This is a genomic window from Flavobacterium sp. ACN2 (assembly GCF_002303885.1).
Lineage (GTDB): Bacteria > Bacteroidota > Bacteroidia > Flavobacteriales > Flavobacteriaceae > Flavobacterium.
Window position 1 is genome coordinate 1 of the sequence record NZ_MRCM01000006.1, and the last position, 26,135, is coordinate 26,135.

Consider the following 26,135-nt stretch of genomic DNA (forward strand, 5'->3'; position numbering starts at 1 on the left):
ATCAGCAGTAAAATAAAAAAATCGAAAAATGAAAAATGAAAATATTAGTACAAAAAAAAACAATATAATTTTCTTCATTTTATTTAGCTTTAATATATCCATTATAATTATTCATAAAATGATTTGACGTTATTTTTTTTCTTAAGTATTTTGACGAACCAAATGGGTCAGTTCCCCATGAGTATACGCTAAAATCTATCTCATCTACTTTGGAGCCTAAAAGACCAGGTACATAATTCCATATTATAGGTGTTTCCAAAACAACCCAATGTAAATCAAAATCTTTTGTATCCCATATGTCATCAATCAAATCAGAATCGATCATTAATATAAGTCTGTATCCGGCTTTTAGTTGGGCATTTATATCATCTATTTTATTTTTGACGTCTAAAGAAGTATAGGCTAAAGGTTTCACGGAATTGTACACTCCTTTTGAAACGACATCTTTATATCCTAAAAGATTCTCACTTAAGGAAGTCATTAGTGGAGGCCAATTAATTGCGTGAAAAGCTTCATCACCTCCTTTATAACTTGAATTGTCAGTGTTTCTTGTGCTCGCCATTGTGATATAGTCTACTAATGACATTCCTGTTCCTTTTGCAACAAATTTTATTCCTTTTGTAGTCCTAATTGCTATCATTTCTTTTTCTACAACTTCAATACTTGGTTTTACTGTGTAACTATTAACTGTAGCTACTCCAGTTCTAAAAAGTTCATTTGCAAATTTTTTATAAGCATCTGGTTGTTCTTTGGCAAATAAATAAAAAATGCATGCCATTCCGCATAAAGAAGTTCCAGATTGATCAATTAGCCAAGGCTTACCATTATCAGTACGCTCTATTATCTCGTTTTCAACAATCATGCTATCAAACCACTTAAAACGATTATGTTTCCATTCCTTGTATTCGGCTTCTTTTTCCTTATTATATACATAAGCACGTAAGTATATAAAGCATCCACACATATCTTCGTCATTGAGCGTAATTTTTATAGAGTTCCCTTTTGCGGTAAGAGGTATTTCCAGCCACTTGTTTTGAGAGGGACTTTCATATTTAATCATCCATTTAATAGTTGATAGATTATTAGGAGGATTTTTTACATAACTTTTTACTCTAAAATGATATGTGTTTCCGAAAATCATTCCCTGCTGTGTTTTACCCGATTTGTTATTCGCAGAGCCAAGATCTAAGGCTGTTAAAAGTTCAATTTCTTTAACAGCTCCATCCATAAGTTTTAAAGGAGGTTTCTGTGGTTCACCATAATTATAGCTTTCAGCAAAATAATCTATAAATCCGTTTGAGTTGTGTTCAATTCCTCCTTTGGCATAAACTCTAGAAGTTCCCCTGCTGGCATGAGCGTCCCGCTCGTGCCGATTTAGTTGTAAAATTGATTTACATTGCGTTCACGAGCGGGATGCTCACGCCAGCAGGGGGATTGAATTGGTTCAGTGGTTAAACCTGTATCCAAATAGGTGTATTGTTTTTCAATATTTGACTTTATCCATAATCATAAACATTTTTTCTTCATTTGTATCTTTTTGTTTAACAAACTTAAACTCTCCTGTTACCATGAAGTAAATAAGCCCATTTTCGTTAACATATTTTACTGCTTCGAGATTGGGCTGATATATCTCTTTTAAATCTTCTTTTCGGGTTTTTGCCAGCCATTTTTTTTTAAATTTATGATCGCTTGTTCCAGCATATTTTTCAGTAAAATGAATAGTATCATTTTTTATATTGCCGTTTAGATAATCATACCATTCGTTAAATGGTGTTTTACTTCTCTTTCTAGTTTTTAAAAAGTTATCTGTCAATTCGTAAGTGCCATAATGAGCAACTTTAATTGGCTTTAGTACTGTGATAATGCTGTTTTCTGGAAAACTCAAAATTTGTCCATCCATATCCAAATCAAAAGTGCTTAAACAAAAAGTTCTCTCGTCAGAATAAACCGAAAATTCTACAGAATGACTATTTCTATAATGAACATATACCTGATTTACTTTTAAATATGGATTGTTAATTAGTGCTTGTTTTTTCTTTTCTTGCTTATATTCAAAAAAATCATCATAATAATCAAGATCATTTACTTTTATTGGTGCAATATTTCTCGAAGCTAAATATTTTGCATAAGCAATTTTATTTTCTTTAGATTTTTTTGATGATCCACAAGAAAGAAGTATAAAGAATAGGCATGATATTACTACTCTATTTCTCGTCATCTGATTTCTTTTTATTTTCTTCATCTAACAAATAGAATTTTTTAAGAATTGGAGATTGAATTGGTTCAGTTGTTAAACCTGAATCTAAATAAGTACGTACTCTATCCCAATCTACTTTGTTTGAATCATTTTTATATACCACAAAAAAATGATGAAACTCATTATTGCTTCACATTAAACTCTCCAGTAACCGTAAAATAGATGAGCCCGTATTTATCAACATGTTTTACAGCTATTAAATTGGGTTGATATACAGTTATAAAATTTTCTTTTCGAGTTTTTGCCAGCCATTTTTTCCTAAATTTATGGTCGTTTGTTCCAACATATTTTTCCGTAAAATGAATAGTATCATTTTTTATACTGCCATTAACATAATCGTACCATTCGTTAAATGGTGTTTTAGATCTTTTTCTAGTTCTAATAAAATCATTTATCAATTCAAAATCTCCAAAAAATTCAACTGGTACTGGATGTAGTACTTTTACGATGCCATTTTTAGGAATACTTAAAATTTTTCCATCCATATCTAAATCAAAAGTGCTAAAGCAAAAGACGCCTTCATCAGAATAAACAGAAAACTCTACAGAATCATTTGTTCTATAGTGAACATATACTTGGTTCGTTTTTAGATATGGATTTTTATCAAATTTTTGTTTTAATTCATCTTTAAGATATTTAGAATAATATTTGGAATATATACTATCATTTAGTTCTTTATATTCTATATTACTAACTTTTAGATATTCTTTAAATGCAATATCACTTTTTCCGTCATATTTTATAATCCTGGTTTTGCAACTATTAAAAAAAACAAAAATGAACAATGATAAAATGAAACTTTTAATTTTTATTTTCTTCATTTGATTTTATTTTCTTCATCTAATAAGTAGAATTTTTTAAGAATTGGAGATTGAATTGGTTCAGTGGTTAAACCTGTATCCAAATAGGTGTATTGTTTTTCAATATTTGATTTTATCCATAAGCATAAACATTTTTTCTTCATCTGTATCTTTTTGTTTAACAAATTTAAACTCTCCAGTAACCGTAAAGTAGATAAGTCCATATTCATTAACATGCTTTTCAGCTTTTAAATTTGGTTGATATATTTCTTTTAAATCTGTTTTACGTGCTTTTGCCACCCCTTTTTTCTTAAATTTATAAAGATTTGTTCCAACGTATTTTTCAGTAAAATGAATCGTATCGTTTTTTATAGAGCCATTTACATAATCATACCATTCATTAAATGGAGTTTTACTTCTTTTTCTAGTTTTTAAAATATTCCCCGTCAATTCAAAATCACCAAAATCTTCAACTCTAATAGGTCTTATCACTTTTACAATTCCGTTTTCTGGAAAACTTAAAATTTGCCCATCAATATCCAAGTCAAAAGTGCTTAAGCAAAAAGTTTCTTTATCAGAATACACAGAAAACTCTACAGACTTACTATTTATATAGTGAACATAAACTTGGTTTACTCTTAAATATGGATTGTTAATCAAAGCTTGTTTTTTCTTTTCTTTTTTATATTCGAAAAAATCATCATAATAATCAAGATCATTTACTTTAATAGGATCAATATTTCTTGAAGCTAAATATTTTGCATAAGCTATTTTATTTTCTTTCGATTTTTTTGATGGTCCACAAGAAAAAAGAATAAAAAACAGGCATATTATTACTAATCTATTCCTCATTCTTTAGTTTTTTATTTTCTTCGTCTAACAAGTAGAATTTTTTAAGAATAGGAGATACAATTGGTTCAGTCGTTAAGCCTGCATCCAAATAGGTGCGTATTCTATTCCAGTCTACTTTGTTCTCCATTTAGCATTTACTGCATAAATTCATTTATGCTTTTGCTGTCTTTTCTTAAAAGGTATTTTTCTTTTAATTTAAATGTTGACAATAGTGCATCATCTATTTTAGTCTTATCCATTTCTTTTAAAGTTTTATTTATAGTAAATGTTCTAATTAAAAAAACGGTATCATTTTCTGTTTGAGTTGATAAAATAATTTTCTCGTCTTTATTGATTTTTTGGACAACTGTTTCTAAATAATATTTTTTTGTTTTACTGTCAAAGTCAAATACATAATCTTCAAAAAAATCTCTGCATAAAACTTCAAATTCAAAACTAAATTTAGTTTGATCTCTGTTTGTTTTTTTTACTTTTCCTATTGTCAAATTATCTTCACACATAGCTAATTTGGATAAAAACAATGTATAAGAAGCATTACTGATTATTAATTTTACTTCACGTTCTTTTTGTTTTTTTTCAAATAACCTTATAGTATCTCTGCCATTGAAATATATCGTAGAATTATCGCCTTTTTTGTTTGCAATATTTTTTTTTATTTCATTTTTACAGCTTAATAAAATACTGAGAATAGTTAAAATAAAAAATAGTTTATTTTTTATTATTACAATTTTCATATTTTAAAATTTTTATTAAAATATTAAAAGCATCTTTCCTTTCTTTCAAATTAAACGAAAGAGCATTAATATAAGGTGTTACTTCTTCAACAGTTCCTTTATTTGCAATTTTATTAATATCTCCTTTTGAACTTCCTTTTCTCCAGTACCAACCTGCTGTGTCTGCAGATATAGAAAGATCTTTCGCGACTAAACTATAATCAGATACGATGTCCATATTATTATCATTTTTGTATTTCTTGTAATTTTCCTCCCATGTTAGATGTATAAATCCTCTTCCTCGGTAAGGATCATATCTTTCGGTATAATTATTATCAGTTTCTATAGTTTGAGAAAAATATAGAGTTTCAATGTAAATCTGTGAGAGAAAATGTATTTTGAGCTTACAGGTATTTATTTCATATTTTGTAAAAATTGTATTTAATGATTTTGTAAATGTTTTAAAGCTATTGTCAATTACTTCCTCGTTTTTAAATTTACCCGAATATCCATTTCTATGAAATATTTTATCTATTGAATGATATGGCAAATTTGTAATTGGATATTTTTTTTCTTCTTTAGATGCAGGATCTTTAGCGGTATAAAAGGTGTTTTCTTTTAATTCTTTTACAATTTCTCTCATTTCCTCCTCCGTAAAATCCCGATTACAATAACAGGTAGAACTTGCTCCAATCGTAACCCTCCCACAATGTTCCCAACTATCAGGTAAATCGCCTTTGAGATCAAGCCATGCATCGGAGTTATCTTTATAATAAAAATCAATGTATTTTACTGATAGCATTAAGTTTTTACTAAATACAATCTCAACAATGTCGTCGTATCTTTTTACGCCTAAATCGTGTTCAACTTCTTTTTTATTGTGGTTCGAAACAAAAACCTGACCGTTTACGGCAGTTAGTTTGTATAGTAAATAACCGTCTGGATCACTGGCATACTGATGCGCCTTCTGGAGTTTAAACTTTAAAATCGTTTTTTCTTTTTTGATGGTTTCAGCTTTAAACTCAATTGTAACCTCAGATTTCTTTTTGTAAACTTCTTTTATTGCGGTAGATATTAAACTTGATTGGTTTGAAGAAATTACTTTAAAATCATCATTGCTTTGTAACTCTGCAAAAGGTACAAAGTCGTAACTGCTTACATAATCATAAAAATTAATCGCCATTGCTGTTTGTTTTTAGTCGTTTTGATGCTATCAGTTGTACGTCTCCAAGAGTGGTTTTTAAAACTATTTTTGATGCATTTTTTGATATAGTTTTATTCACGATAATGTTACTGTCTGACTGCGCTTTTATTATAATATTTTTTGCTTGTTTTAGTATTGCCATAATCTTTTTAGTTAAAGCTTGAATTTTCTGCTGAATGTCCGTTTATATTTTTTGCACTATATATATTAATGTCGTCTTGAGTTGTACTAATATTTATTTTTCCGGCTATTTCTCCTGCAGTTCCGCCTACTTCTCTCAAATAGTTTTCATCTGCAATTTCTGTTCGGTCATCAGATTTTTCGAAAAGATTTCCGCTAGCGTTTATGGCAATGTTATTTCCTGCGATTTGTGTTATATTATTATCTGCATTATTATCAATGTCATATCCTGCTTTCAGTGTAATACTTTCAGCAGCCTCAAAAACAATATTTTTAGCGCGTATGGTAACTGTTTCAGGAGAGGTTACATTAATATTTTTGCTTTCTTCATCCAAATGAATTTCATTACCACTCGGGTCAGAAAGCCAGATACCTACTTTTTCAATAAACTTGAAAAGCTGTCCAAAAGGGAGTTTCCAGCCTTTAATTCGGTTTTTGTCATCAAAGAAATCGGGCATTTCTTTTCCGTTGTAATAGGTACCAGAAACATACGGGCGTTCTGCATTGCCGCCTTCAAAACTCACCTGAACTTCTTCGCCAATTTCAGGTCTGAAATAAAGCCCTTTTCCAGAACCAGAGTAAGGCTGTACTACACGCATCCAGTCGCTTTTGCTTGACCAGCCACTCCAGAAGAAATCCACTTTTATGCGTCCCATTTTTTCAGGGTCATTATTGTCAATTACTATTGCGGGCTGGCTTTCGGCGGGAGCAAATGCCGTTACGTCTGTGTAGTGCGGCGCTGCCACATCGGCAGGAATAGCTTTAAATTTGCAGGTATAATTTCCGTTTACTTCAGAGCAGTGAATAATTTCAACAGCCAATAAATGGTGCTGTACATTTTTGTTTTCAATAGAAAAAGTCTGTCCCAAACCTATAGGCAGATAAGAGGTGCCGCTGTAGAATATGCTGTTGGCATCGCGTCCTGCGGTTTGCATTTTCACCATTTCATCAATTTCTTCTTTATTCTGAGCGTTGCTGGTGTATGCGCCGTTTTCAAGTCCGGGTCTAACAATATAAGGTTGCTTAAATACGGCAAGGGATGCAAAACGGTCTCGGCTTCCTTCGGAGGTTTTTTCTGCACCATTTTTTATGCGGGAAGCGCTATTGTAATCATAGCTGCTGAACGAAGTTTTGTGCGAAACCAAGTTGGCCTCTATGCCAAAGTTATGCAGCGATGATTCGTTTATTAGTTTTATTTCGGTGTTTTTAATCTGGCCAAACTGCATGCGCATTCCGTCAAAATAAAACCATTGGGCATAGCGTGCAGAAAGGCGTTTAAGGAAATCAAAGCTCGTTTCATTGTACTGAGTCTTAAAGCTGAATTCTTTGGTATAAGTAGGCACAATGGCTTCTCTCTGATAAAATTCTCCCGAATTTTCTTCAGCAAAAATTTCGAGACCAATCTGCTGGAGGCTTTTTTCGCGAAAGATTCTAGATTTCGGCATATCATCCAGAGCAATGGTATGGCTTGTCCCCGTTACATGCAGTCCGGCTGGGCTTCCGTGCAGATCGATAGAGCCTAATTTTGTAATTCTTCCTTTAGACATTAATCGTATGCCTTTTACTTTAAAGGTAAAAATGACCTCGCTGCCAATGTAATTGCTAAAGGCTTTTTCCTGATCCTGCGGGGCAATAATAGGTTTTCCTGTGTATTGCCAAAAGAAAGAAAAATGATGGTGGTCTGCCATTTTTTGAGAGAGCTCAAGATTGTAATAGATAACATTTTGGGTAAAGCCTTCTATGGTAATATGTACCTGTTCGGAGAATTTTGACATTTTTTAGAAATTTAAATAGTGTAGTGATTGGTTAAATTGAAATCTATTTTTTAAAGAACTTGGCATTGCCGAAAACCGATTCTTTGGCGGTCAGTTCTATGGATAAGAGCATTAGAATTTGCTCATGCTGTTACATTCTTCTTCGTTGATTTATAGTTTGCTAGAAAGCTCATGCTGTTAATTTTAAGGTTAATGAGATGCAATAGTTTTGTGATCCTTTATTCTGATATAGAGAAGGATAGGGGGATTTCTAAAATGTAGTTGGATTTACTGCTGGTATATGCGCAGTATTTTTAGTGCGGTATTATGGTAAATATAGACAGGGAGAAATAATAACGATTACCTCTAAAAGACAAAAAAATAATAGAATAGGGTATTTTAAGAATCGCTAAATAAAAACAAAAGCAAAGTTTTCTTAAAAAAACTAACAAAAAAAAAGAGCAACTCAGTACCTTAGCATCTCAGTACCTTAGAAACTAGAAAACATGACCATTCAGCAGTTAAAATATATAGTTGCTTTAGACGAAGAACGGCATTTTGCAAGAGCTGCTGAAGTTTGTATGGTAACGCAGCCCGGACTTACCATTCAGTTAAAAAATCTGGAAGAAGAAATCGGAATTAAGATTTTTGATCGAAATAAAGTGCCACTGACACCAACCGTTTTAGGAATTGAAATTATTAATAAAGCCAAAAAGATACTTCGTGAAGTTGATGAAATTCGTGATTTTGTGATCAACGAAAAAAATCTATTGGAAGGAGAGCTGAAACTTGGCATTATTTCGACTTTATCGCCGTATCTGATTCCGCTGTTTATTCAGGCCATGAAAGAAGCGGCGCCAAAAGTGCATTTTATTATTAAAGAAGGATATACGGGGCATTTAATGCGCGATTTGGAAACAGGCGCAATTGACGTTGCGATTATGGCTACGCCAACAGGAAATCCGAATTTAATCGAACATGTTGTTTTTAAAGAACCGTTTGTTGCCTATTTAAATCAGACGCATCCTATGGCGAATGATGAATTTTACGAAATGCAGCCTGGCGACAAAACCGAATTGTTATTATTGCATCACGAATATTGCTACAACGCACAATTGTTAGACATCTGCGGACTAAAAACATCCGATAAAATAAAGGAACAATTTACGTACGATATTAATTCGATAGAAACCTTAAAAAATCTAGTCCGAGCGCATTTAGGATTTGCGATTATCCCTAAACTTTCGACCTTAAACGAATCAGGCGGACTTTTTAAACCTTTCAAGGAACCTGTTCCCGTAAGAGAAATAAGTCTAGTAGTTTCCGATTCCTTCTCCAAGAAATTATTACTCGAGAAAATGAATGAAGCAATCTGGAACTGCCTTCCCGAATCGTTGAAAAAAGATTTCAATTATAAAAAAATCCGCTGGAACGATTCGCCTTATTTTATAAAAGCTGTAAGTAAGTCGAGTTAAATTACAAAATAAAAATTCCAAATTCCAATAACTGTACAGCTTGGAATTTGGAATTTTTATTTTGAAATTTCCCCCAATCCATTGGAATTTGGAGTTTAAAATATTGGAATTTAATTTTTAGATGCTTCAATAATCACATTCGCCACTTTCTCTGGTTGAGAAATAAATACCACGTGGCTACCTTTAATTTCAGTGATTTTGGTGTTAGAACGTTTGTACATTGCGTGCTGAATACTCGGAACAATACTTTTATCTTCAGTCGCTACGATTCCGTAAGAAGGTTTAGTTCTCCAAGCAGCTTTAGTTATTGGTGTTAAAAAACCTTGCGCATGAAAAGCACCTTGCGAAGCATACATAAAATCGGCTTGTTCTTTGCTCAAGTCTCCCGCAAAACCAGCGTGAAATTTAGCTTTGTCATAATACGCAATTCCTTTTTCATCTGGAGGCAATACACCATTTTCTGGAGCTGGAGGAGCAGTTTGCAACCATTGAACAGAATTTTCACCGTTATCAGGCTGTAAAGCCGCTACATAAACCAAAGCCGCTACTTTAGGGTGATTTCCAGCTTCTGTAATTACTGTTCCTCCCCAAGAATGTCCAACCAAAATTGTTGGTCCATCTTGTTTGTCTAAAGCTAAGTTTGTGGCTTTAACATCATCTTCTAAAGAACTCAACGGATTTTGAACAATGGTTACATTATAGCCTTTTTTAGTCAAAACTTTGTATAAACCTTGCCATCCTGAGCCATCTGCAAATGCACCATGAACCAATACGACATTTTTAATTTTAGGATTAGTTTGTGCGTTTACGTTTGTAAATGCGAAACTAAAAATTAGTATTGCGAATGCTAAAAAGCTTTTAAATATTGTTTTCATTTTTATAAAATTTTAGATTGTAAATATGTTTTGTCCCAGTTTTGTCATTTCGACGAAGGAGACTCAAGCGATAGCGAACTGGCGAAGCAAATCTTCGCAAGCAACTCTACAAAGATTGGTGATATTCTTTGTGGAATTTCTGGCGTGTCCTTCGACTTCGCTCAGGAAGACAAAGCTTTGGAATTTGGGATTTTTGTATTGGGATTTATTTAAAGTAAAGTGATTGATAAAGTAATCTCAGTATTCAGCAATTTAGAAATTGGACAAATTTCTTTTGCTTTCTGAGCAGTTTGCTGAAACTCTTCTGCAGAAATTCCGGGTACTTTTCCAGTCAATTCTAACTGAATTAAAGTAATAGTTCCGTCTTCAAAAGTTACTTTAGCTGTTGTATCTAAATCTTCTGGAACGAAACCTGCTTCAGATAATAAAAAGCTTAACTGCATAGTAAAACACCCAGAATGTGCCGCTGCGATTAATTCTTCAGGATTGGTTCCAACACCTTGCTCAAAACGAGTTTTGAATGATAATTGTGCATTATCTAAAGTTGTGCTTTGTGTACTAATGGTTCCTTTTCCTTCCATTCCTGTACCTTTCCAGTTTGCGTTTGCTCTTCTTGTAAATTTCATGATTTCTATTTTTTAAGTTATTTTTTAAGATGTTCAAATCATTTCTTTGATTTTGATGAGACAAAGGTATAGGGAAGGTATTTATTAATCAAATTAATAATTTTTTGTATTTATAAAAATAATTTATAATCATTGATTAGATTGAGGTTAGAACACAAAACACTTTAAATAATAATTTTCTGTAAAACTTCCTTTTGGAAATGAGTGCCCTAGCCCTGATAGGAGCGGTATCCTTTTTCTTGCTTCTTTAGCAAGGAAAAGATATAGCGGATAGCAGGAAACAGCTCCTAATCAATATCAATGCTTCATTTTAGCTTACCTTATTAGAAGCAGATTAAAAATTTTTGTTTGAGAAAAGAAAGAGCATTTAGATACTTATTTGGTTTCAAATTATAATGTGAAACAAAGTAAGCGACCGATTTGTAGTTTTATTTATGCTGTGAATTTAATTTTATACGAAAGAATTTTATAAGACGATCGAGAAAATAAATTTTCAATGAATAATCTAACTTTTAAATTTATGAGAAATGCTTTTCTAATAATTGGAGTTTGTTTGAGTGCAATTTTGTTCTCCTGCAAAAAAGATAAAGATGCTGAGCAGTCAAGTTCTGAAACTGGAAAGTCTGATACTGCCGACTCTACATTAATTGCAGATCGTGGCTGGCCTCGGGAAGCCGAAAATAACGGTACAAAACTAGTTTATTATCAGCCTCAGGTAGACGACTGGAAAGATTTTAAGGAACTTACAGCGAGAGTAGCTTTTTCGCTGACTCCAAAAGACGGAAAACAGGTTTTGGGTGTGGCTTCTTTAAAAGCGGAAACTTTGGTAGACAAAGACAACCGAAGTGCTTTTATTAAAAATATTCAGGTAACCGATATCCGGTTTCCAGCTCTTGATGAAAAGAAAGTTCCTGAAATGGAAAAGCTGTTTAAAGAAACGTTGCCTCAGAGCGGAGATCCTATTTCGGTAGATCGTATTTTGGCAGATTTAAGTCATACCAAAAGTCCGCCAAAAGGAATTGCGGCTAAAAACGATCCTCCTGCGATTTTTTACAGTACGAATCCGTCCATTTTGCTTATTGTGCAAGGTGAACCGGTTTTGGTGCCTGTAGAAAAATCGGATATCCAATATGTGGTAAATACCAATTGGGATTTGTTTTTTGATAAAACCACAAAAGATTATTATTTATTGGTAGAGAATATCTGGCTGACTTCGAAAAATATCGCGGGTAAATGGACTAAAACTACCAAACTCCCTTCGGGTTTAAGTAATCTGCCTTCGGGACAGAATTTTGATGATGTTAAGAAAATGATTCCGCCGCCTTCTTCTGGAAACGCTCCAGAGGTTTTCTACAGCAATAAACCTGCTGAATTGATTGCGATAAACGGAAGTCCGAAATTCGTTAAAATTCCAGAAACTAAATTACTATATATTGACAATACTGAAAATGATATTTTTGCCGATGAAAACAAAGGTCAGTATTATGTACTATTGTCTGGAAGATGGTTTAAGTCTAAAGAGTTAACTGGACCGTGGAGTTATGCCAGTAATAGTCTTCCTGCCGATTTTGCTAAAATTCCGAAAGATTCTCCGCGTGCCAATGTATTGTCATCGGTGCCAGGAACGCAGGAAGCCAATGATGCGGTAATGTTATCGCAAGTGCCAACAACGGCTATTTTAAAGAAATCGGATGCTGAAGCGAAAGTAAAAGTAGCGTATGATGGAGGAACGCCTCAGTTTAAACCTATTGACGGAACCAAAATGCAATATGCAAGCAATACACAAGAGAAGATTATAAAGGTAGGCGACTTGTATTATTTGTGTTTTCAGGCGGTTTGGTTTATGTCGACAAATCCGAACGGACCTTGGAAAACATGCGATTCTGTGCCGAAAGAAATATATACGATTCCGCCAAGTTCGCCAGTATACAACGTAACGTATGTAACGCAAACTACAACCGATACAACGGTAGAAAGTAGTGCAACAGCGGGTTATTTAGGTGCTTTTATTATTGGTGCAACATTCGGCGCGATATTGACTTATGGCACAGGATGGTATTATCCGCCTTATATGTATTATGGCGGACTGTATCCAATTTATCGTCCGTGGCCTTATGCGTATGGAGGAGGAGCGGTTTACAATCCGTGGACGGGAGGTTATGCCGCAGGAAGACGCGTTTACGGACCTTATGGCGCAGCTGGAACTTCGGCTTGGTATAATCCTGCAACGGGAAGATACGGGCGTTCTGCAAGTGTTCAGGGTTGGTATGGCGGGCGCACTGCTGCAAGTACTTATAATCCGTGGACGGGAAATTATGCGAGAACCAACCAAGGACATAATGCGTATGCACAATGGGGACATTCGGCTGCTACAAACGGAAATCAGTGGGCGCAGACAGGTCATATTACAACGCGACGCGGTACGGCAATTGGTTATGAAACTTCGGGTGGAAATAAAGGTGTAATTACGCATAGAAGAGGTGGTGGAACTACGATTCATACCAATAATAATGTGTACGCTGGTCACGATGGACATGTTTATAAAAGAGATGCCAACGGAAACTGGAGTCATTACAATAATGGAAATGGTGGCTGGACGCAAGCAGGAACTTTGGGTTCGTCCAAAAAAGCGGGCGATGCGATTCAGCGTAATAAACCGAATCAGGGACTTGGTGCAAATGGAGCGGGAGAGAGAATTCAGCGTGACAGACCTAATGAAGGGCTTGGAGCAAATGGGGCAGGAGAGAGAATTCAGCGTGATAATTTGCCAAAAGCTGGGCAGAATCTAGGAGGCGAAACCCGAATCGGAGACGGAATGCAGCGCGATAATTTCCCTAAAGCAGATCAAACCCTCGGACAGCCAAATAAACCGCTCGGAGAAGCTGGACATCCAGACATTACAAACGATTTGGATCGCTCGGCTCTTTCTAGAGATCGCGGAGAAATGCAAACGCGTAATTTTCAAAATATCCAAAGAGATGGAGGCCGTTTTAATGGTGGAGGCTTCGGCGGTGGCGGTTTCAGAGGCGGAGGCGGCTTTAGAGGCAGAAGATAAAAGTGAAGGTTAAATTTAATTCAGAAAATCAGGATGGTGGTAAAACACTAATCCTGATTTTTTTTGCTCATTTTGCCACAAAGGCAGGAAGTCACGAAGGCTTTACATGCCGTTTATTTAACCGCAAAGAGCGCAAAGGTTTGCGCAAAGCACACAAAGATATTTTTAGAGTCAAACTTATTATAAGTATTGAGAACACAAAGCTGTGAGAATAAAACTTTGCGACTTTGCGTCTTTGCGAGATTAAAAACTTCGCTCCCGATAGCTATCGGGATTGCGTAAATCCTTGCGCTTTTTGCGGTTAAATTCTCAAACATTTTACCTCTCACAAATCACAACTCACGGCATGTCCATTTCACCTCAGAGTTTGTCCATTTCACCTATTTTCTGATTTCGTATCAAGGGTTATCGAAATACTTTTGACAAAGAAATTAACGAATAACACTAATTTAAAAATCAAAAAAATGAAAACATCTCAGGGAAATAGACATTCTTTTATTCAAACAATTGCTGCGGGAACTTTTATGTTATTAGCATCAGCTTCTTTCGCACAGAACAAAGACAAGCAAAATAAAAATGATGAGAGTTTAATACGTCCTTATCATATTGCCGTTTCACAGGAAGCGATTACAGATCTTCGAAATCGTATCAATGCTACAAGATGGCCAGATCAAGAAACGGTTAGCGATCAGTCACAAGGGGTACAATTAAATCAGATTCAGCGTCTGGTAAAATATTGGGGAACGGATTATGATTGGCATAAGGCCGAAGATAAACTAAATGCGCTGCCTCAGTTTATAACGAACATCGACGGACTGGATATTCAGTTTGTACATGTAAAATCGAAACACAAAAATGCAATGCCACTAATTATTACGCACGGCTGGCCAGGTTCGGTTTTTGAGCTTTTAAAAGTAGTTGGGCCGCTTACAGATCCGACTTCGTACGGAGGAAAAGCAGAAGATGCTTTCGATTTAGTAATTCCGTCAATGCCAGGTTATGGTTTTTCTGAAAAACCAAAAGGAACGGGTTGGGGGCCAGAGAAAATTGGAAACGCTTGGGATGTTCTAATGAAACGTTTAGGTTATAAACATTACGTTTCGCAAGGTGGCGATTGGGGTTCTGTAATCGCAGATGCTATGGCGCGACAAGCCCCAGAAGGTTTATTAGGAATTCATGTAAATATGCCAGCGACAGTTCCCGCTGATGTTGCTAAGGCGCTAAAAGACGGTGATTCGGCTCCTCAAGGATTATCGGTTAAGGAAAAAGCAGCTTTTAATTCACTAAACAAATTATATACAAAAGGTGGCGGTTATGCTGGAATGATGGTAACACGTCCGCAGACTTTAGGTTATGGATTGACAGATTCTCCTGTTGGATTGGCTTCATTTTTTTTGGATAAATTCAATGAATGGACATACAGTGGAGGAAATGCCGAAAAAGCACTTACGAAAGATGAAATGCTAGACGATATTTCATTGTATTGGCTAACTAATACAGCTAATTCTTCGGCTCAACTGTATTGGGAAAATAACAATAACAATTTTAATGCTTTTGAACAGAAAACAGCTGAGATTAAAATTCCAGTAGCGATTACGGTATTCCCTGGAGAGATTTATCAAGCACCGAAAAGCTGGGCTGAAAAAGCATACAAAAACTTGTCTTACTATAATGAGGTAAACAAAGGCGGGCATTTCGCTTCATGGGAAGAGCCACAAATTTTCACTGTTGAACTTCGCGATGCTTTCAGAAGTTTAAGAGGAAAACACTAATTCAAATATTATTAAACAAATAGAAAATACACAAACTAAAAAACAGAAAAAATCATGGAAACGAAAAAACAAAAAACATGGGTTATCATCGCAATTATTGTTTTAGGAGTCATTGCGTTTTTAGTTCCGAATCAGATTACAGCACAAACAGGCGTTAAACGCATCGATTTGCAAAAACATGATCTAAGCGTTCCGGGACGCGAAATGGTTCAGGCAAGAATCGATTTTGACGGACATTCCGCTTTTGGGAAACATTCTCATCTGGGCGAAGAAGTGATTTACGTTGTTGAAGGCTCGTTGGAGTATCAGATTGAAGGCGAAAAACCAGTGACTTTAAAAGCCGGTGAAGTACTTTTTATTCCAGCAGGCGTGGTGCATTCGGCTAAAAATAATACAAATGTGAAAGCATCAGAACTGGCGACTTATATTGTGGAAAAAGGGAAACCGATTTTGACTATGAAAAAATAGTTTCACGTTGAATGCGTGTAGTTTTTAACGCAGAGTGCGCAAAGCTTTTTCGCAAAGTACGCGAAGTTCTGTTTAAAGAGAATGTCAGTAGACATTAAGTTCGCAAAGCTTTGTGTTGAAAGTTACGCCACAGATTAAATTGATTTTCACAGATTTTAATCATTTTAATCCTTTAATCTGTGGCAAAAAAAATTAGCGAAGCATGTTAGATAAAGCTTTGTGAACTCAGAAGAAACTTAGCTTCAACTCAAAAAAATCTTTGTGTTCTCTGCGAAAAACCTTTGCGAACTCTGCGATCTTTTTTGTGAATATTGTCTTTTTTTTATCTCGCAAAGACGCGAAGTCGCAAAGTTTTATTTTCACAAAGCTTAGGGAACTTAAAAGAAACTTAGTTTCAACTCAAAAAAATCTTTGTGCGCTTTGCGAATCCTTTGTGCTCTTTGCGTTAAAATTGCCCAAATTAAAGTCTGTCCATTTCAACCTAAACTTTGTCCACTTCACCTTTTTTTACCTTTTAAAACAAACAATGTCAAGATACCTTTGACGAAGAAATTAACTGATAATCAACTAATCAAATAATAAAAATTATGAAAACACTATCTAATATTCTAATCGCTATTCTTTTTATGAATGGAGCTTTCACTCAAGCACAAACTTCAAAACAAAAAACAATTGAAGTAAACAGTTCACTTGGAACTTTAAAACAAATTAATGCTGGATTATTAAACGTGGGGTATACAGAAGCAGGTCCGTCAAACGGAACTCCAGTAATATTGCTTCACGGCTGGCCTTATGATATTCACAGTTATAATGAAGTCGTTCCGATTTTAGTAGCAAAAGGTTATCACGTTTTTACACCATACTTACGCGGATTTGGAACTACGACTTTTCTTTCGAAAGATACTTTCAGAAACGGTCAACAAGCTGCTTTAGCAAGTGATATTATCGCTTTTATGGATGCACTGAAAATTGACAAAGCTGTAATTGGCGGTTTCGATTGGGGAGCGAGAACTGCGGTTGTAGTATCGGCACTTTGGCCAGAACGCTTAAAAGGTTTGGTTTCAGTAAGTGGTTATTTGGTGGTGAATCTAGAAGCAAATTTAAAACCGCTTCCTCCAACAGCTGAGTTAGGATGGTGGTACCAATATTATTTCGCAACCGAAAGGGGAAAACAAGGTTACACACAAAACACTTACGATTTCAATAAACTAATCTGGAAAATCGCTTCTCCGTTATGGAATTTCGATAAAGCAACTTACGATCAAACGGCTCAATCTTTTGATAATCCAGATCATGTAGCGATTGTGATTCATAATTACAGATGGAGACAATCTCTTGAAGGAGGAGAAACAAAATACGATAATCTAGAAAAACGCCTTGCTGCAAAACCAGAGATTAAAGTGCCAACCATTACAATAGGAAGTGATTTTGACGGCGCTTTCGCGGATGGAAAAGCGTACGCCAACAAATTCACCGGAAAATACGAACACAGAGTTTTAAAAGGAATCGGACACAACGTTCCGCAAGAAGATCCAAAGGCGTTTGCACAAGCGATAATTGATGTCTCTAAGTAAATTCCAATTTTTAAATCCCAAATTCCAAATTCAATAGCAAAAATCAATATCAATAAACATTTCACATTTTACAAATAACATTTTACACAAAAAAATCATGGAAACAAAAATTTTATACACAGGAAAAACACACACAACAGGCGGTAGAGAAGGAGCTTCTCAAAGTTCAGACGAACAATTGAATATCAAATTAAGCGCACCCGGATCTTCACGTCCTGGAACAAATCCGGAGCAATTGTTTGCTGCGGGATGGTCAGCTTGTTTTATTGGAGCTTTAGGAATTGCGGCTTCTAAACTTGGCGTTAGACTTCCAGCAGAAACCGCTGTAGATGCCGAAGTAGATTTGTGCGTAACAGAAGGAGAATATTCGCTTCAGGCAAGATTAAATATTAGTCTTCCAGGAATTGATACTCAAACGGCAGAAACTTTGGCGGCACAAGCGCATCAGACTTGTCCATATTCTAAAGCGACTAGAGGAAATATAAACGTTGAGATTAATATTCTTTAAAAGAGTTTTAAGTTATGAGTTATGGGTTATGAGTTGATGCGATAACTCAGCTCTCAACAAACCTGACAGGATTTTAAAACCTGTCAGGTTTAATAAATTTAATTATGAAAAAGATAAAAATTTTAAGTGGGTTTATAGTGCTGTTTTTTTTAATTGGAAACAGCGTTTTTAGTCAAAACAACTCAAAAGGTTTTGCACTTTTAGAATTATATACTTCCGAAGGCTGTTCGAGCTGTCCGCCAGCAGATGAATTGCTTGGAAAAATTCAGAATGAATACCGAGATAAAAATGTTTATGTATTGGCTTATCATGTCGATTATTGGGACAAGCAAGGTTGGAAAGATATTTTCAGCAATGCTGATTTTACCAAAAGACAATACGATTACGCCCAATTTATGGGAAAAGAACCCATTTATACGCCTCAAGTAATTATTAATGGAAAAACTGATTTTATCGGTTCTCAGGAAACGAGTCTCAGAAACGGAATTAAATCGGCGCTTTCAAAGCCAGTTTCGGCGAGTTTAAATTTAGAAGCAGATCAAAATGAGAATTCGCTTTCTGTAAATTATAACGTCGAAGCCACTTCAAAAAATAGTCGTTTATTGCTTGCAGTTGTTCAGAAAGAAGCTAAAAGCAATGTAAAAAGAGGCGAGAATGCGCATCGGGTTTTATCGCATTATCAAATTGTTCGTAATCTCCAATCTGTAGATTTAAACAAAGCCAAAAAAGGAACAGCATCAATTCATCTTCCTAAAAATTATAATGCACAGGATTTTGAAATCATTGGTTTTGTTCAAGATATGAATTCAGGTGCTATTTTGGGAGTTAAGAAGGCTTAGATTTAGTATTAAAATTTTCTCTCGCAGATTTTGGAGATTTAGCAGATAAAAAAATCTGTTTTATCTGCTAAATCTGCGAGAGAAATTCACAGAACCAAAGAACTAGTTTTTTTGCTTCCAATTTTTCCACACAGTTTGTCATCCCGAGACTGAAAACTTTGCGTCTCTGCGACTTTGCGAGATTAAAATTTATCTCCAAAAATCATTAAAAATCTGCGTGAAATCTTTTTCAAATAAACCTATCTTTGATCATAACAAACCAATTACAATATGGAAAAAACAAAACGTTTTCAGGTTTCGCTCAAAGTCATTTGGGGAAGTTCGATTGCATTGGCGATTCTGGCTTCGATTCCTAAATTATTTGATGCCGGTTCAACATCTGGAGATATTGTCATAAACTCTTCGATTACATTGTTGTTTTCCCTTTTTATATGGTATTACAATATTTATAGTTTACCAAAATTTTCTGCTAATCATGCCAATAAAAGCCTTTTTAACTGGAAGCTTTTACTGAGTGTTATTCTAGGGATTGTCTTAATGGTGATTTTGGTAATCGCACATCAGGAACTGTTTCAGGTTTCAAAAATGGATGCGCCAATCATGTTCGAACTTCGTGGAGTTTTGATCAACTTGATTGTCTATATGTTCTTGCATCTTCTTTTTCAAAACTACCAAACGCAACAAATGGGAGTTGAGCTAGAACGCACAAAAGCGGTAAACCTTGGCGCTCAATACGAATTATTGAAACAACAGGTAAATCCGCATTTTTTATTTAATAGTCTGAATACGCTAAAATCTATGGTCGACATTCAAGATCCGCAGAGTTCTGATTTTATCTTGAAATTATCCGATTTTTATCGTTTTACGCTTGAAAGTCGAAAAATGGATTTGATTCCGCTGAGCGAAGAAATTCAAATTCTGGATTCATACGTTTATCTGCTGAAAGCGCGTTTTGAAGACGGATTTGTTTTAGAAAATGAAATTGATCCAAAGCAGTACGATTCGGCAATTCCGCCTTTTACTTTACAATTATTAATTGAAAACTGCATCAAACACAATGTTGTTTCTTTAGATAAACCTCTCAAAATAAAGCTTTATACAGAAAATGAGTTTTTGGTAGTTGAAAATAAAATTCAGCTTAAAAGAGGCGCTGTGTCTACAGGTGTTGGTTTAGATAATATCAACCAGCGTTTTATGCACCTGATTCATAAAGAAATTGAAATTGAAAAAGACGAAACTACCTTTAAAGTAAAAATACCACTAAATTATGACTATCATAATAATTGAAGATGAAGTAAAAACGGCCAAAGCACTTGGTCAATTAATTCTGAGCATCAGACCCGATGTTCAGATTTTGTCTTATATACAAAGCATTGACGGCGCAGTAGATTATCTTTTAGAAAACGATCAGCCAGATCTTATTTTTATGGATATTCAACTGGCAGACGGTCAGTGTTTTGAGATTTTTAAGAATGTTGAGGTCTTGTCGCCTGTCATTTTCTGTACCGCTTTTGATGATTATGCCATCGAAGCATTCAAATCAAACGGAATTGATTATGTTCTAAAACCTTTTTCTAGAGACAGCATTTCGCAGGCTTTAAAGAAAGCGGGAGAATTGAAAAACTTCTTTCAGAGAAATAAAAAAGCCATGCCCGATTTTGATTATTTATTGACTAGAAATGGCGAAAATAAAGGGAAAAGCAGTTTTTTAGTTTTCAAAAACAATAAATATCAAACCGTTTTAACCGAGAATATTGCGTTTTTCTTCATCAAAAACGAAACGCCAACGATTATGACTTTAGACAAAAACGAATATCCCTTAACGCAGTCTTTAGACGAAATTCATAAGCTTTTATCGCCAATTCAGTTCTTTAGAATCAACAGACAATATTTGGTTAATTTTTCGGCTATTCGAGAAGCAGAACATTATTTTTCGCGAAAAATAATTGTAAAACTAAGTGTTCCAACAGAAGAAAAATTATTGGTTGGAAAAGAAAAAGCAACGGCATTTTTGAGCTGGTTAGAAAACCGATAAACCAGTTAATTTCTCTTTTTATCAGATAATTAACTGGCTTGATTTTATAATCCTGGAAACATAAAACAGCTTATAAAAAACAAAGCCGAAAGTATAAAACAGAGAATTAGAATGATCTTTTTCATTGGGGAAAATTAAATTAAAATTTGTAGAGGCTATATTAAAAGGATAGTTCTTTTTTGTAAGCTTCAGAGAAGCGAAATATTTGTAGACAATTGTATACAGTTACAATATAAAGCTCTAGATGAGTGATGTTTTTTTTATAATCTCAAATATATTCCGCTCCGTTGAAGCTTTTTTTATTTGGCTTTATTGGAATTCTGTCTCAAAAGGTTAGCTCTTTTTTGAGAAAGCTTCAGGGAAGCGAAATATTTGTAGACAATTGTATACAGTTACAATATAAAGCTCCGGAGGAGTGACATATTTTTATGATCTTTCATATATGTCGCTCCGCTGAAGCTTTTTTATTTTTATTGAAGTTCTATAAGTATTTTATTCTACTGGGGCATAAGTTGCTGTATACAGTTTTCTATACATAGCATACGTTACGCTAACCATTACAAAGGCAATAATAGCATCGGTTGCAGCGCCAAAACCTAAAACGGCAATTTTGGAAAAGAAAGCAAAGATGATATCGAAAAATACGCCTGCGAAAACCCATTCTTTCAATCGTAATAATTTGTTCGGAATTAAAAGCGTAATGACACCAGCTACTTTAAAAACGCCAAGGATGTAAATGAAATGTGCAGGATAACCCAATTGTTGTGTGATACCCCAAACCAATGGATTATTTGTTAATTCGAAGAAACCGCTTGCGCCAAACCATAAAGAAGTTAATACTGCGCCTGTCCAATAGATAATTTTTGTTGTTTTTGAGTTCATGATTTTGATATTTAAAGTTATTTAACGGTACAAATGTGCGTTGAAAGCCTTAAAAACGAAATCGAAATTATGTTGAAGCGGACAAACTTCGGGGTGAACTGGACGCTGCTGGGCTTGGTATTTTTTAACGCAAAGTTCGCTAAGGTTTTTTTTATACAAATGCTGTAGAATTTAAGTTCGCAAAGCGATGTGAACAAAAAAGATATGAAATTCTCGCAAAGTCGCAGAGGCGCAAAGTTTTTATTTTTTAAAGCCACAGATTAAAAAGATTAAAAGGATTTATCTCTCGCAGATTTGGCAGATTTATTGGGATTTTTTAATATTAAAAATATAATCTGCTCAATCTGCCAAATCTGCGAGAGGTAAAAAAACTTTGCGACTCTGCGACTTTGCGAGATTAAATAAACTTAGCGTGCTTTACGAAAATCCTCCGCGAACTTTGCGTTAAAAAACTACACCGACATTTCAGCAATTAAATACTGCATCAATTCGCTGGCTTTATGGTATTTTAAATTGCTTGTATTTTGTCCCGACCAAAAACTAATCATGTCGGTTCTTCCTTGGGCGAGTGCGGCCACTTTTAAAGGAGCGATTAATTTGGTTTGAAGAGGAAAAGGAAGTACTTCCGTTTCAAAGGGAACAGCGTCAGAGATTTTATTGCTAATCATTCGTCCCATTCTTCCTGTAAGCGATTTTGAAACCGTAGTTGGAACATTCGGATGAGTAAAAAGCATTTCTTTATGGACAGGTATAGCGCCCGATTCATCTGTAACCATAAAAGCAGTTCCTAATTGTACAGCATCGGCGCCTAAGGTTAGAGCGGCGGCGATTCCTTTTGCGTCTATGATTCCGCCCGCAGCAATGATTGGTGTTTTAGTTTTTGCTTTTAATTGCTGTACAAGACTGAATAATCCTGTAAAAGAATCTTGTGCCGGTTTTAAGAAAGAAGGTCTGTGTCCGCCCGCTTCAAATCCTGCTGCGATAATCGCATCTACTTCGGCATCTTCGAGAGCAAGCGCTTCTTCTAAAGTTGTTGCCGCGCCAATGGTTTTTATGCCTAGTTTTCGGCTTTCTTTCAGTATTTCTTTTGACGGAATTCCGAAAATAAAACTGAAAACAGCAGGTTGGAGTTCGAATAAAACTTCTACTTGTTTTTCAAATTTAGAAGGAATGTTCGAAGATAAATCAGGAAGCGGAATCCCTAATTCATCAAAATAAGGCTTAAAATTCTGTTTTATCTTTTCCAGTTTTTCTGGAGGATAATTTAGAAGTTCTTTGTCAACATCATTAACCCATAAATTGATATTGTAAGGTTTAGAAGTAGCTAGTTTAATTTCTCTTCCAGCGGCTCTAATTTCTTCAGGTGTGAGTGTGTAAGCGCCATAACTGCCTAATCCGCCTGCGTTGCTTACAGAAGCCAATAAAGCGGGAGTTGAAAAACCACCGCCCATTGGACCTTGTAAAATTGGATACTCAATACCTAGTAATTGTGTTATTTTGGTTGAATTCCACATTGTATTTTAATTTAATTTAGTTGCTAATTTGTTACTGATAACCCATTTGCCATCAACAACGATAAGACTTAAAAGGTCATAATAATTATACTCGAATATCGGAACTTGAACTTTCGCGACAGCGGTATTATTGATAATTTCTAAAGATAGGATTTTCATTTTGAATTCTTCTCCCAATTCCTTTGGACTTTTACGGTTTTTTACGCCTTCCAGATATTGATTTACGGTTTTAAAATGAGTTTTCCCATTAATATCAAAACCGACAATTGCCTCTTGATGAAACACACTTCGCAATAAAGGAACATCACCAGTATAAATTCCGTTAAAATAATTCATAAGCACAGCTGTAATCAGAGCTGCATTTGTGCCAAAATTTTCCATGATTTTAAGTTTTGAAGTTATCAGATGCTGTGTCCAGCAACGTGTCCGCCATCTAAATTAATGATTTCGCCAGTTATAAAATTGCTTTCGGCCAAATAAAGAGCCAATTGCGCCACATCGTGGGTTTCTCCAATTCGTTTTAATAGATGTAATCCTGCCAAACTATCGGCATTATCGACACCTGTTTTAGCTTGAAGCGGACTTCTAATAATCCCTGGAGCAATCGCATTTACTCTAATATTGTTTTTTCCGAATTCTGCAGCAAGTTGTCTTGTAAAGGCATGAACGCCGCCTTTGCTAGAAATAGGCGCAGTTGCAGGAAATCCGTCGATGGCATGATCTACTAAAACAGTTCCGATGTTAATAATAGATCCTTCACCTTGTTGCAGCATTTGTTTTACAGCCGCTTGACTTGTAAAATAAGTTCCTTTTAAATTAATGTTTAAAAAACGATCTAAGTCTTGTTCTTCAACATCTAAGAAAGCTTGCGGCTGGAATATCCCCGCATTGTTTACCAATACATCAACACTTCCGAAACGGTCTAAAGCAGTTTCAACTAATTCTTTTCCGGTTGCAATACTGCTTACATCACCGTGTACCATTGCAAGTTGATTCACATGTCCTAATTCTTTAAAAGTAGTTTCAAGATTCTGCAAATTGGCAGAATTGATCACTACATTGTAGCCTTTTTCTAAAAATAACTGAGCTATTGATTTACCGATGCCTGTTGAGGCACCGGTTACTATAATTGTTTTCATTTTTCTGATTTTAAATGATTATTTTTTTTGAGCTGTAATGCCTCTTTCGCGCAAGACAGAAACCTGTTCACCTGCAAATCCCCAATCGTCTAATTCTATTTCTTGAATCACGATGTGTGTAAGGCTCGGATCTTTGTCCAAAACATCAGTTATTAATTGGGTAATGCCAGAAATGAGCTGCTGTTTTTGTTCTCTTGTAACACCTTCACGAGTTACTTCAATTTTTACATATGGCATGATTTCTAAGTATTAAGCAAGTTTTGCTGTTAGGTTTACGTGTAATTCAAATTCGTTGTAAATCAAAGTATCTCCAAGATTGGTGAAGAAATTTCCAGAGCGGAATTTCATATCATATTTGGTGCGGTCAACGATGATTTTAGCAGAAGCTTTCAAATCGTTTTCATTTTTTTCCACTTCCAAATTGAAACCAATTGGATGTGTAATGGCTTTAATGGTAAGATTGCCTTCGATAAAATAAGCTGAAGAAGATTGTTTAGAAACAGCCGTAATGTCTAAAGATGCAGTTTTGAATTTGTCTGTAGAAAAGAAATCCTCAGAAGCCAAATGTCCCGCAAACTGCTGATTTGTTGCAGAGTCGGTAACATCAAGAATAGAGATAGAAGTAGTGTCTATAACGACATTTCCTCCACTAAGTTCGTCATTAGAAAAAGTAAAATTACCATTCTCGATATTAATTGTTCCATTGTGTTGTCCAGTAACTTTTTTTCCAATCCAGTTTACTTGACTTTCAGTATTCGAAATTTTAAAATTTTTAGTTTCCATTATTCTGTATTTTAAATTGTTATTAATTTATAGTACAAAGTAATGGCGGTATTCAAAATAGATTACGTGATGTAGATCACATTCGTCAATGTGGTTTAGAAGCGTTGTACAATCGGCTTAAAGTTTCTCTGGATACACCAAGATAAGCGGCGATTAAATGTTTAGGTACAGTATTGTATAAGGCAGGATAGAGGGCAAGCAATTCTTCGTATCTCGTTTTGGTGTCATTATTCATAAAAGAAAGCAATCTTTTCTGAGAAGCGACATAACCGCGATTGGTTCTCCATCTAAAAAAATGTTCTATTTCGTGTATTTCACTACAGATTTTCTCTCGATCCTGATTTGAAAGAGAAAGAATTTCAACATCCGACACACAATCTACATTAATTGTAGCTTTAGTTTTGTTGTAAAGTGCCGCATAATCAGAAGCCCACCAAGTTGGCATAGCAAACTGTAGGATGTACATTTTTACGTCATCATTGACATAAAAAGACTTTAAACAGCCCGAAACTACAAAATACTCTTTGTCAACATCCTGACTTTCAATAATAATAGTTTGCCCTTTTTTAAAAGTTTCTGTTTTAAAATGCGAAAAGAAATAATCAAACTGTTCGTCTGTTAAGGTGACAATTTTAGAAACATGCTCTTTTAATAAAGATTTGGCATCCATTGCTGAAGTTTTAATAAAAGTAAAAGTAATAAATATTAAAACGGTCAGAGCCGATTATTTTTTTATGGTTTTTAAAGTAAGAAACAAAAAAGGAAAGCCTGTTTTTTCAGAAATGATATTTTACGGTTGAGTCGTTAAAAATGATCATTCAGTTATATAA

The 26,135-nt window shown here is 34.9% G+C and carries 27 protein-coding genes; 9 read left to right on the forward strand and 18 right to left on the reverse strand.

Translation table 11 applies throughout. The features are described 5' to 3' along the window. Nucleotides 1-79: 79 nt before the first annotated feature. From BSF41_RS08650 to BSF41_RS08680, 9 genes are all read right to left on the reverse strand, one after another. Nucleotides 80-1,228, reverse strand: a complete 1,149-nt coding sequence (locus BSF41_RS08650) for a hypothetical protein (RefSeq protein WP_095929104.1) — start codon at nt 1,226-1,228, stop codon at nt 80-82. Between the two features lie 255 nt (nt 1,229-1,483). Beyond that, the gene (locus BSF41_RS08655; RefSeq protein ID WP_095929105.1) at nt 1,484-2,218 is read right to left on the reverse strand and encodes a hypothetical protein; all 735 of its coding nucleotides are present in this window, start codon (nt 2,216-2,218) and stop codon (nt 1,484-1,486) included. A 161-nt stretch (nt 2,219-2,379) separates the two neighbouring features. Further along, the gene (locus BSF41_RS08660) at nt 2,380-3,078 is read right to left on the reverse strand and encodes a hypothetical protein (protein WP_095929106.1); all 699 of its coding nucleotides are present in this window, start codon (nt 3,076-3,078) and stop codon (nt 2,380-2,382) included. 99 nt (nt 3,079-3,177) lie between these two features. Then, nucleotides 3,178-3,909, reverse strand: coding sequence for a hypothetical protein (locus BSF41_RS08665; protein WP_095929107.1), 732 nt, complete (start codon nt 3,907-3,909; stop codon nt 3,178-3,180). Further along, nucleotides 3,899-4,036 carry a hypothetical protein gene (locus BSF41_RS23715; protein WP_172426871.1) on the reverse strand — a complete coding sequence of 46 codons (138 nt, stop codon included), beginning with the start codon at nt 4,034-4,036 and terminating at the stop codon, nt 3,899-3,901. Before BSF41_RS23715 ends, BSF41_RS08665 begins: the two co-directional genes overlap by 11 nt. Before the next feature lie 7 nt (nt 4,037-4,043). Then, entirely contained in the window at nt 4,044-4,643 is a 600-nt protein-coding gene (locus tag BSF41_RS08670) for a hypothetical protein (protein ID WP_095929108.1), read from the reverse strand. After that, nucleotides 4,618-5,805, reverse strand: a complete 1,188-nt coding sequence (locus tag BSF41_RS08675; RefSeq protein ID WP_095929109.1) for a glycoside hydrolase family 19 protein — start codon at nt 5,803-5,805, stop codon at nt 4,618-4,620. Before BSF41_RS08675 ends, BSF41_RS08670 begins: the two co-directional genes overlap by 26 nt. Beyond that, entirely contained in the window at nt 5,795-5,968 is a 174-nt protein-coding gene (locus BSF41_RS23720) for a hypothetical protein (protein WP_172426872.1), read from the reverse strand. Before BSF41_RS23720 ends, BSF41_RS08675 begins: the two co-directional genes overlap by 11 nt. Before the next feature lie 7 nt (nt 5,969-5,975). Beyond that, a complete protein-coding gene (locus tag BSF41_RS08680) occupies nt 5,976-7,781 on the reverse strand; it encodes a type VI secretion system Vgr family protein (RefSeq protein ID WP_095929110.1) in 1,806 nt (601 codons plus the stop codon). A 485-nt stretch (nt 7,782-8,266) separates the two neighbouring features. On the opposite strand from BSF41_RS08680, the gene BSF41_RS08685 reads away from it, so the two are divergent. After that, the gene (locus tag BSF41_RS08685) at nt 8,267-9,235 is read left to right on the forward strand and encodes a hydrogen peroxide-inducible genes activator (RefSeq protein WP_095929111.1); all 969 of its coding nucleotides are present in this window, start codon (nt 8,267-8,269) and stop codon (nt 9,233-9,235) included. Nucleotides 9,236-9,345: 110 nt separating this feature from the next. Here the strand turns inward: BSF41_RS08685 and BSF41_RS08690 are convergent, their stop codons facing one another. After that, nucleotides 9,346-10,110 (reverse strand): alpha/beta hydrolase, encoded by a 765-nt coding sequence (locus BSF41_RS08690; RefSeq protein ID WP_095929112.1) that lies wholly within the window; start codon nt 10,108-10,110, stop codon nt 9,346-9,348. Between the two features lie 209 nt (nt 10,111-10,319). Then, nucleotides 10,320-10,736, reverse strand: a complete 417-nt coding sequence (locus BSF41_RS08700) for an OsmC family protein (RefSeq protein ID WP_095929114.1) — start codon at nt 10,734-10,736, stop codon at nt 10,320-10,322. 520 nt (nt 10,737-11,256) lie between these two features. Here BSF41_RS08700 and BSF41_RS08705 point away from each other — a divergent pair. The 8 genes from BSF41_RS08705 (at nt 11,257) to BSF41_RS08745 (ending at nt 20,987) form a co-directional block, all read left to right on the forward strand. After that, nucleotides 11,257-13,791: a hypothetical protein gene (locus tag BSF41_RS08705; protein ID WP_253251785.1), complete on the forward strand. Its 2,535-nt coding sequence runs from the start codon at nt 11,257-11,259 to the stop codon at nt 13,789-13,791. A gap of 464 nt (nt 13,792-14,255) precedes the next feature. Continuing rightward, nucleotides 14,256-15,563: an epoxide hydrolase family protein gene (locus BSF41_RS08715; RefSeq protein WP_095929326.1), complete on the forward strand. Its 1,308-nt coding sequence runs from the start codon at nt 14,256-14,258 to the stop codon at nt 15,561-15,563. Between the two features lie 54 nt (nt 15,564-15,617). Then, on the forward strand, nt 15,618-16,031 hold the full coding sequence (locus tag BSF41_RS08720; protein WP_095929117.1) for a cupin domain-containing protein: 414 nt from the start codon (nt 15,618-15,620) through the stop codon (nt 16,029-16,031). 587 nt (nt 16,032-16,618) lie between these two features. Beyond that, nucleotides 16,619-17,605: an alpha/beta fold hydrolase gene (locus BSF41_RS08725; RefSeq protein ID WP_095929118.1), complete on the forward strand. Its 987-nt coding sequence runs from the start codon at nt 16,619-16,621 to the stop codon at nt 17,603-17,605. Nucleotides 17,606-17,702: 97 nt separating this feature from the next. After that, nucleotides 17,703-18,113: an organic hydroperoxide resistance protein gene (locus BSF41_RS08730; RefSeq protein WP_095929119.1), complete on the forward strand. Its 411-nt coding sequence runs from the start codon at nt 17,703-17,705 to the stop codon at nt 18,111-18,113. A 104-nt stretch (nt 18,114-18,217) separates the two neighbouring features. Next, the gene (locus tag BSF41_RS08735) at nt 18,218-18,952 is read left to right on the forward strand and encodes a thioredoxin family protein (RefSeq protein ID WP_095929120.1); all 735 of its coding nucleotides are present in this window, start codon (nt 18,218-18,220) and stop codon (nt 18,950-18,952) included. Nucleotides 18,953-19,222: 270 nt separating this feature from the next. Further along, a complete protein-coding gene (locus BSF41_RS08740) occupies nt 19,223-20,239 on the forward strand; it encodes a sensor histidine kinase (protein ID WP_095929121.1) in 1,017 nt (338 codons plus the stop codon). Then, nucleotides 20,220-20,987, forward strand: coding sequence for a LytTR family DNA-binding domain-containing protein (locus BSF41_RS08745; RefSeq protein WP_095929122.1), 768 nt, complete (start codon nt 20,220-20,222; stop codon nt 20,985-20,987). Before BSF41_RS08740 ends, BSF41_RS08745 begins: the two co-directional genes overlap by 20 nt. Nucleotides 20,988-21,479: 492 nt before the next feature. On the opposite strand, the gene BSF41_RS08750 is transcribed toward BSF41_RS08745, so the two are convergent. The 7 genes from BSF41_RS08750 to BSF41_RS08780 all read right to left on the reverse strand — a co-directional run bounded on the left by BSF41_RS08750 (nt 21,480) and on the right by BSF41_RS08780 (nt 25,975). Beyond that, a complete protein-coding gene (locus BSF41_RS08750; protein ID WP_095929123.1) occupies nt 21,480-21,869 on the reverse strand; it encodes a DoxX family protein in 390 nt (129 codons plus the stop codon). Between the two features lie 452 nt (nt 21,870-22,321). After that, complete coding sequence (locus tag BSF41_RS08755; RefSeq protein WP_095929124.1) at nt 22,322-23,383, reverse strand: nitronate monooxygenase family protein; 1,062 nt, start codon at nt 23,381-23,383, stop codon at nt 22,322-22,324. 6 nt (nt 23,384-23,389) lie between these two features. Then, complete coding sequence (locus BSF41_RS08760) at nt 23,390-23,764, reverse strand: nuclear transport factor 2 family protein (protein ID WP_095929125.1); 375 nt, start codon at nt 23,762-23,764, stop codon at nt 23,390-23,392. Nucleotides 23,765-23,784: 20 nt separating this feature from the next. Then, entirely contained in the window at nt 23,785-24,522 is a 738-nt protein-coding gene (locus BSF41_RS08765; RefSeq protein WP_095929126.1) for an SDR family NAD(P)-dependent oxidoreductase, read from the reverse strand. 18 nt (nt 24,523-24,540) lie between these two features. Then, nucleotides 24,541-24,759, reverse strand: a complete 219-nt coding sequence (locus tag BSF41_RS08770) for a 4-oxalocrotonate tautomerase family protein (protein WP_095929127.1) — start codon at nt 24,757-24,759, stop codon at nt 24,541-24,543. Nucleotides 24,760-24,771: 12 nt separating this feature from the next. Next, nucleotides 24,772-25,305 carry a YceI family protein gene (locus tag BSF41_RS08775; protein WP_095929128.1) on the reverse strand — a complete coding sequence of 178 codons (534 nt, stop codon included), beginning with the start codon at nt 25,303-25,305 and terminating at the stop codon, nt 24,772-24,774. Between the two features lie 85 nt (nt 25,306-25,390). Then, nucleotides 25,391-25,975, reverse strand: a complete 585-nt coding sequence (locus BSF41_RS08780; RefSeq protein ID WP_095929129.1) for a Crp/Fnr family transcriptional regulator — start codon at nt 25,973-25,975, stop codon at nt 25,391-25,393. Nucleotides 25,976-26,135 lie beyond the last annotated feature (160 nt).

Coding starts and splice junctions, on each gene's coding strand:
- BSF41_RS08650 (WP_095929104.1), bottom strand. CDS start 1,228: ATGGATGGAGCTGTTAAAGAAATTGAACTTTTAACAGCCTTAGATCTT.
- BSF41_RS08655 (WP_095929105.1), bottom strand. CDS start 2,218: ATGACGAGAAATAGAGTAGTAATATCATGCCTATTCTTTATACTTCTT.
- BSF41_RS08660 (WP_095929106.1), bottom strand. CDS start 3,078: ATGAAGAAAATAAAAATTAAAAGTTTCATTTTATCATTGTTCATTTTT.
- BSF41_RS08665 (WP_095929107.1), bottom strand. CDS start 3,909: ATGAGGAATAGATTAGTAATAATATGCCTGTTTTTTATTCTTTTTTCT.
- BSF41_RS23715 (WP_172426871.1), bottom strand. CDS start 4,036: ATGGAGAACAAAGTAGACTGGAATAGAATACGCACCTATTTGGATGCA.
- BSF41_RS08670 (WP_095929108.1), bottom strand. CDS start 4,643: ATGAAAATTGTAATAATAAAAAATAAACTATTTTTTATTTTAACTATT.
- BSF41_RS08675 (WP_095929109.1), bottom strand. CDS start 5,805: ATGGCGATTAATTTTTATGATTATGTAAGCAGTTACGACTTTGTACCT.
- BSF41_RS23720 (WP_172426872.1), bottom strand. CDS start 5,968: ATGGCAATACTAAAACAAGCAAAAAATATTATAATAAAAGCGCAGTCA.
- BSF41_RS08680 (WP_095929110.1), bottom strand. CDS start 7,781: ATGTCAAAATTCTCCGAACAGGTACATATTACCATAGAAGGCTTTACC.
- BSF41_RS08685 (WP_095929111.1), top strand. CDS start 8,267: ATGACCATTCAGCAGTTAAAATATATAGTTGCTTTAGACGAAGAACGG.
- BSF41_RS08690 (WP_095929112.1), bottom strand. CDS start 10,110: ATGAAAACAATATTTAAAAGCTTTTTAGCATTCGCAATACTAATTTTT.
- BSF41_RS08700 (WP_095929114.1), bottom strand. CDS start 10,736: ATGAAATTTACAAGAAGAGCAAACGCAAACTGGAAAGGTACAGGAATG.
- BSF41_RS08705 (WP_253251785.1), top strand. CDS start 11,257: ATGAGAAATGCTTTTCTAATAATTGGAGTTTGTTTGAGTGCAATTTTG.
- BSF41_RS08715 (WP_095929326.1), top strand. CDS start 14,256: ATGAAAACATCTCAGGGAAATAGACATTCTTTTATTCAAACAATTGCT.
- BSF41_RS08720 (WP_095929117.1), top strand. CDS start 15,618: ATGGAAACGAAAAAACAAAAAACATGGGTTATCATCGCAATTATTGTT.
- BSF41_RS08725 (WP_095929118.1), top strand. CDS start 16,619: ATGAAAACACTATCTAATATTCTAATCGCTATTCTTTTTATGAATGGA.
- BSF41_RS08730 (WP_095929119.1), top strand. CDS start 17,703: ATGGAAACAAAAATTTTATACACAGGAAAAACACACACAACAGGCGGT.
- BSF41_RS08735 (WP_095929120.1), top strand. CDS start 18,218: ATGAAAAAGATAAAAATTTTAAGTGGGTTTATAGTGCTGTTTTTTTTA.
- BSF41_RS08740 (WP_095929121.1), top strand. CDS start 19,223: ATGGAAAAAACAAAACGTTTTCAGGTTTCGCTCAAAGTCATTTGGGGA.
- BSF41_RS08745 (WP_095929122.1), top strand. CDS start 20,220: ATGACTATCATAATAATTGAAGATGAAGTAAAAACGGCCAAAGCACTT.
- BSF41_RS08750 (WP_095929123.1), bottom strand. CDS start 21,869: ATGAACTCAAAAACAACAAAAATTATCTATTGGACAGGCGCAGTATTA.
- BSF41_RS08755 (WP_095929124.1), bottom strand. CDS start 23,383: ATGTGGAATTCAACCAAAATAACACAATTACTAGGTATTGAGTATCCA.
- BSF41_RS08760 (WP_095929125.1), bottom strand. CDS start 23,764: ATGGAAAATTTTGGCACAAATGCAGCTCTGATTACAGCTGTGCTTATG.
- BSF41_RS08765 (WP_095929126.1), bottom strand. CDS start 24,522: ATGAAAACAATTATAGTAACCGGTGCCTCAACAGGCATCGGTAAATCA.
- BSF41_RS08770 (WP_095929127.1), bottom strand. CDS start 24,759: ATGCCATATGTAAAAATTGAAGTAACTCGTGAAGGTGTTACAAGAGAA.
- BSF41_RS08775 (WP_095929128.1), bottom strand. CDS start 25,305: ATGGAAACTAAAAATTTTAAAATTTCGAATACTGAAAGTCAAGTAAAC.
- BSF41_RS08780 (WP_095929129.1), bottom strand. CDS start 25,975: ATGGATGCCAAATCTTTATTAAAAGAGCATGTTTCTAAAATTGTCACC.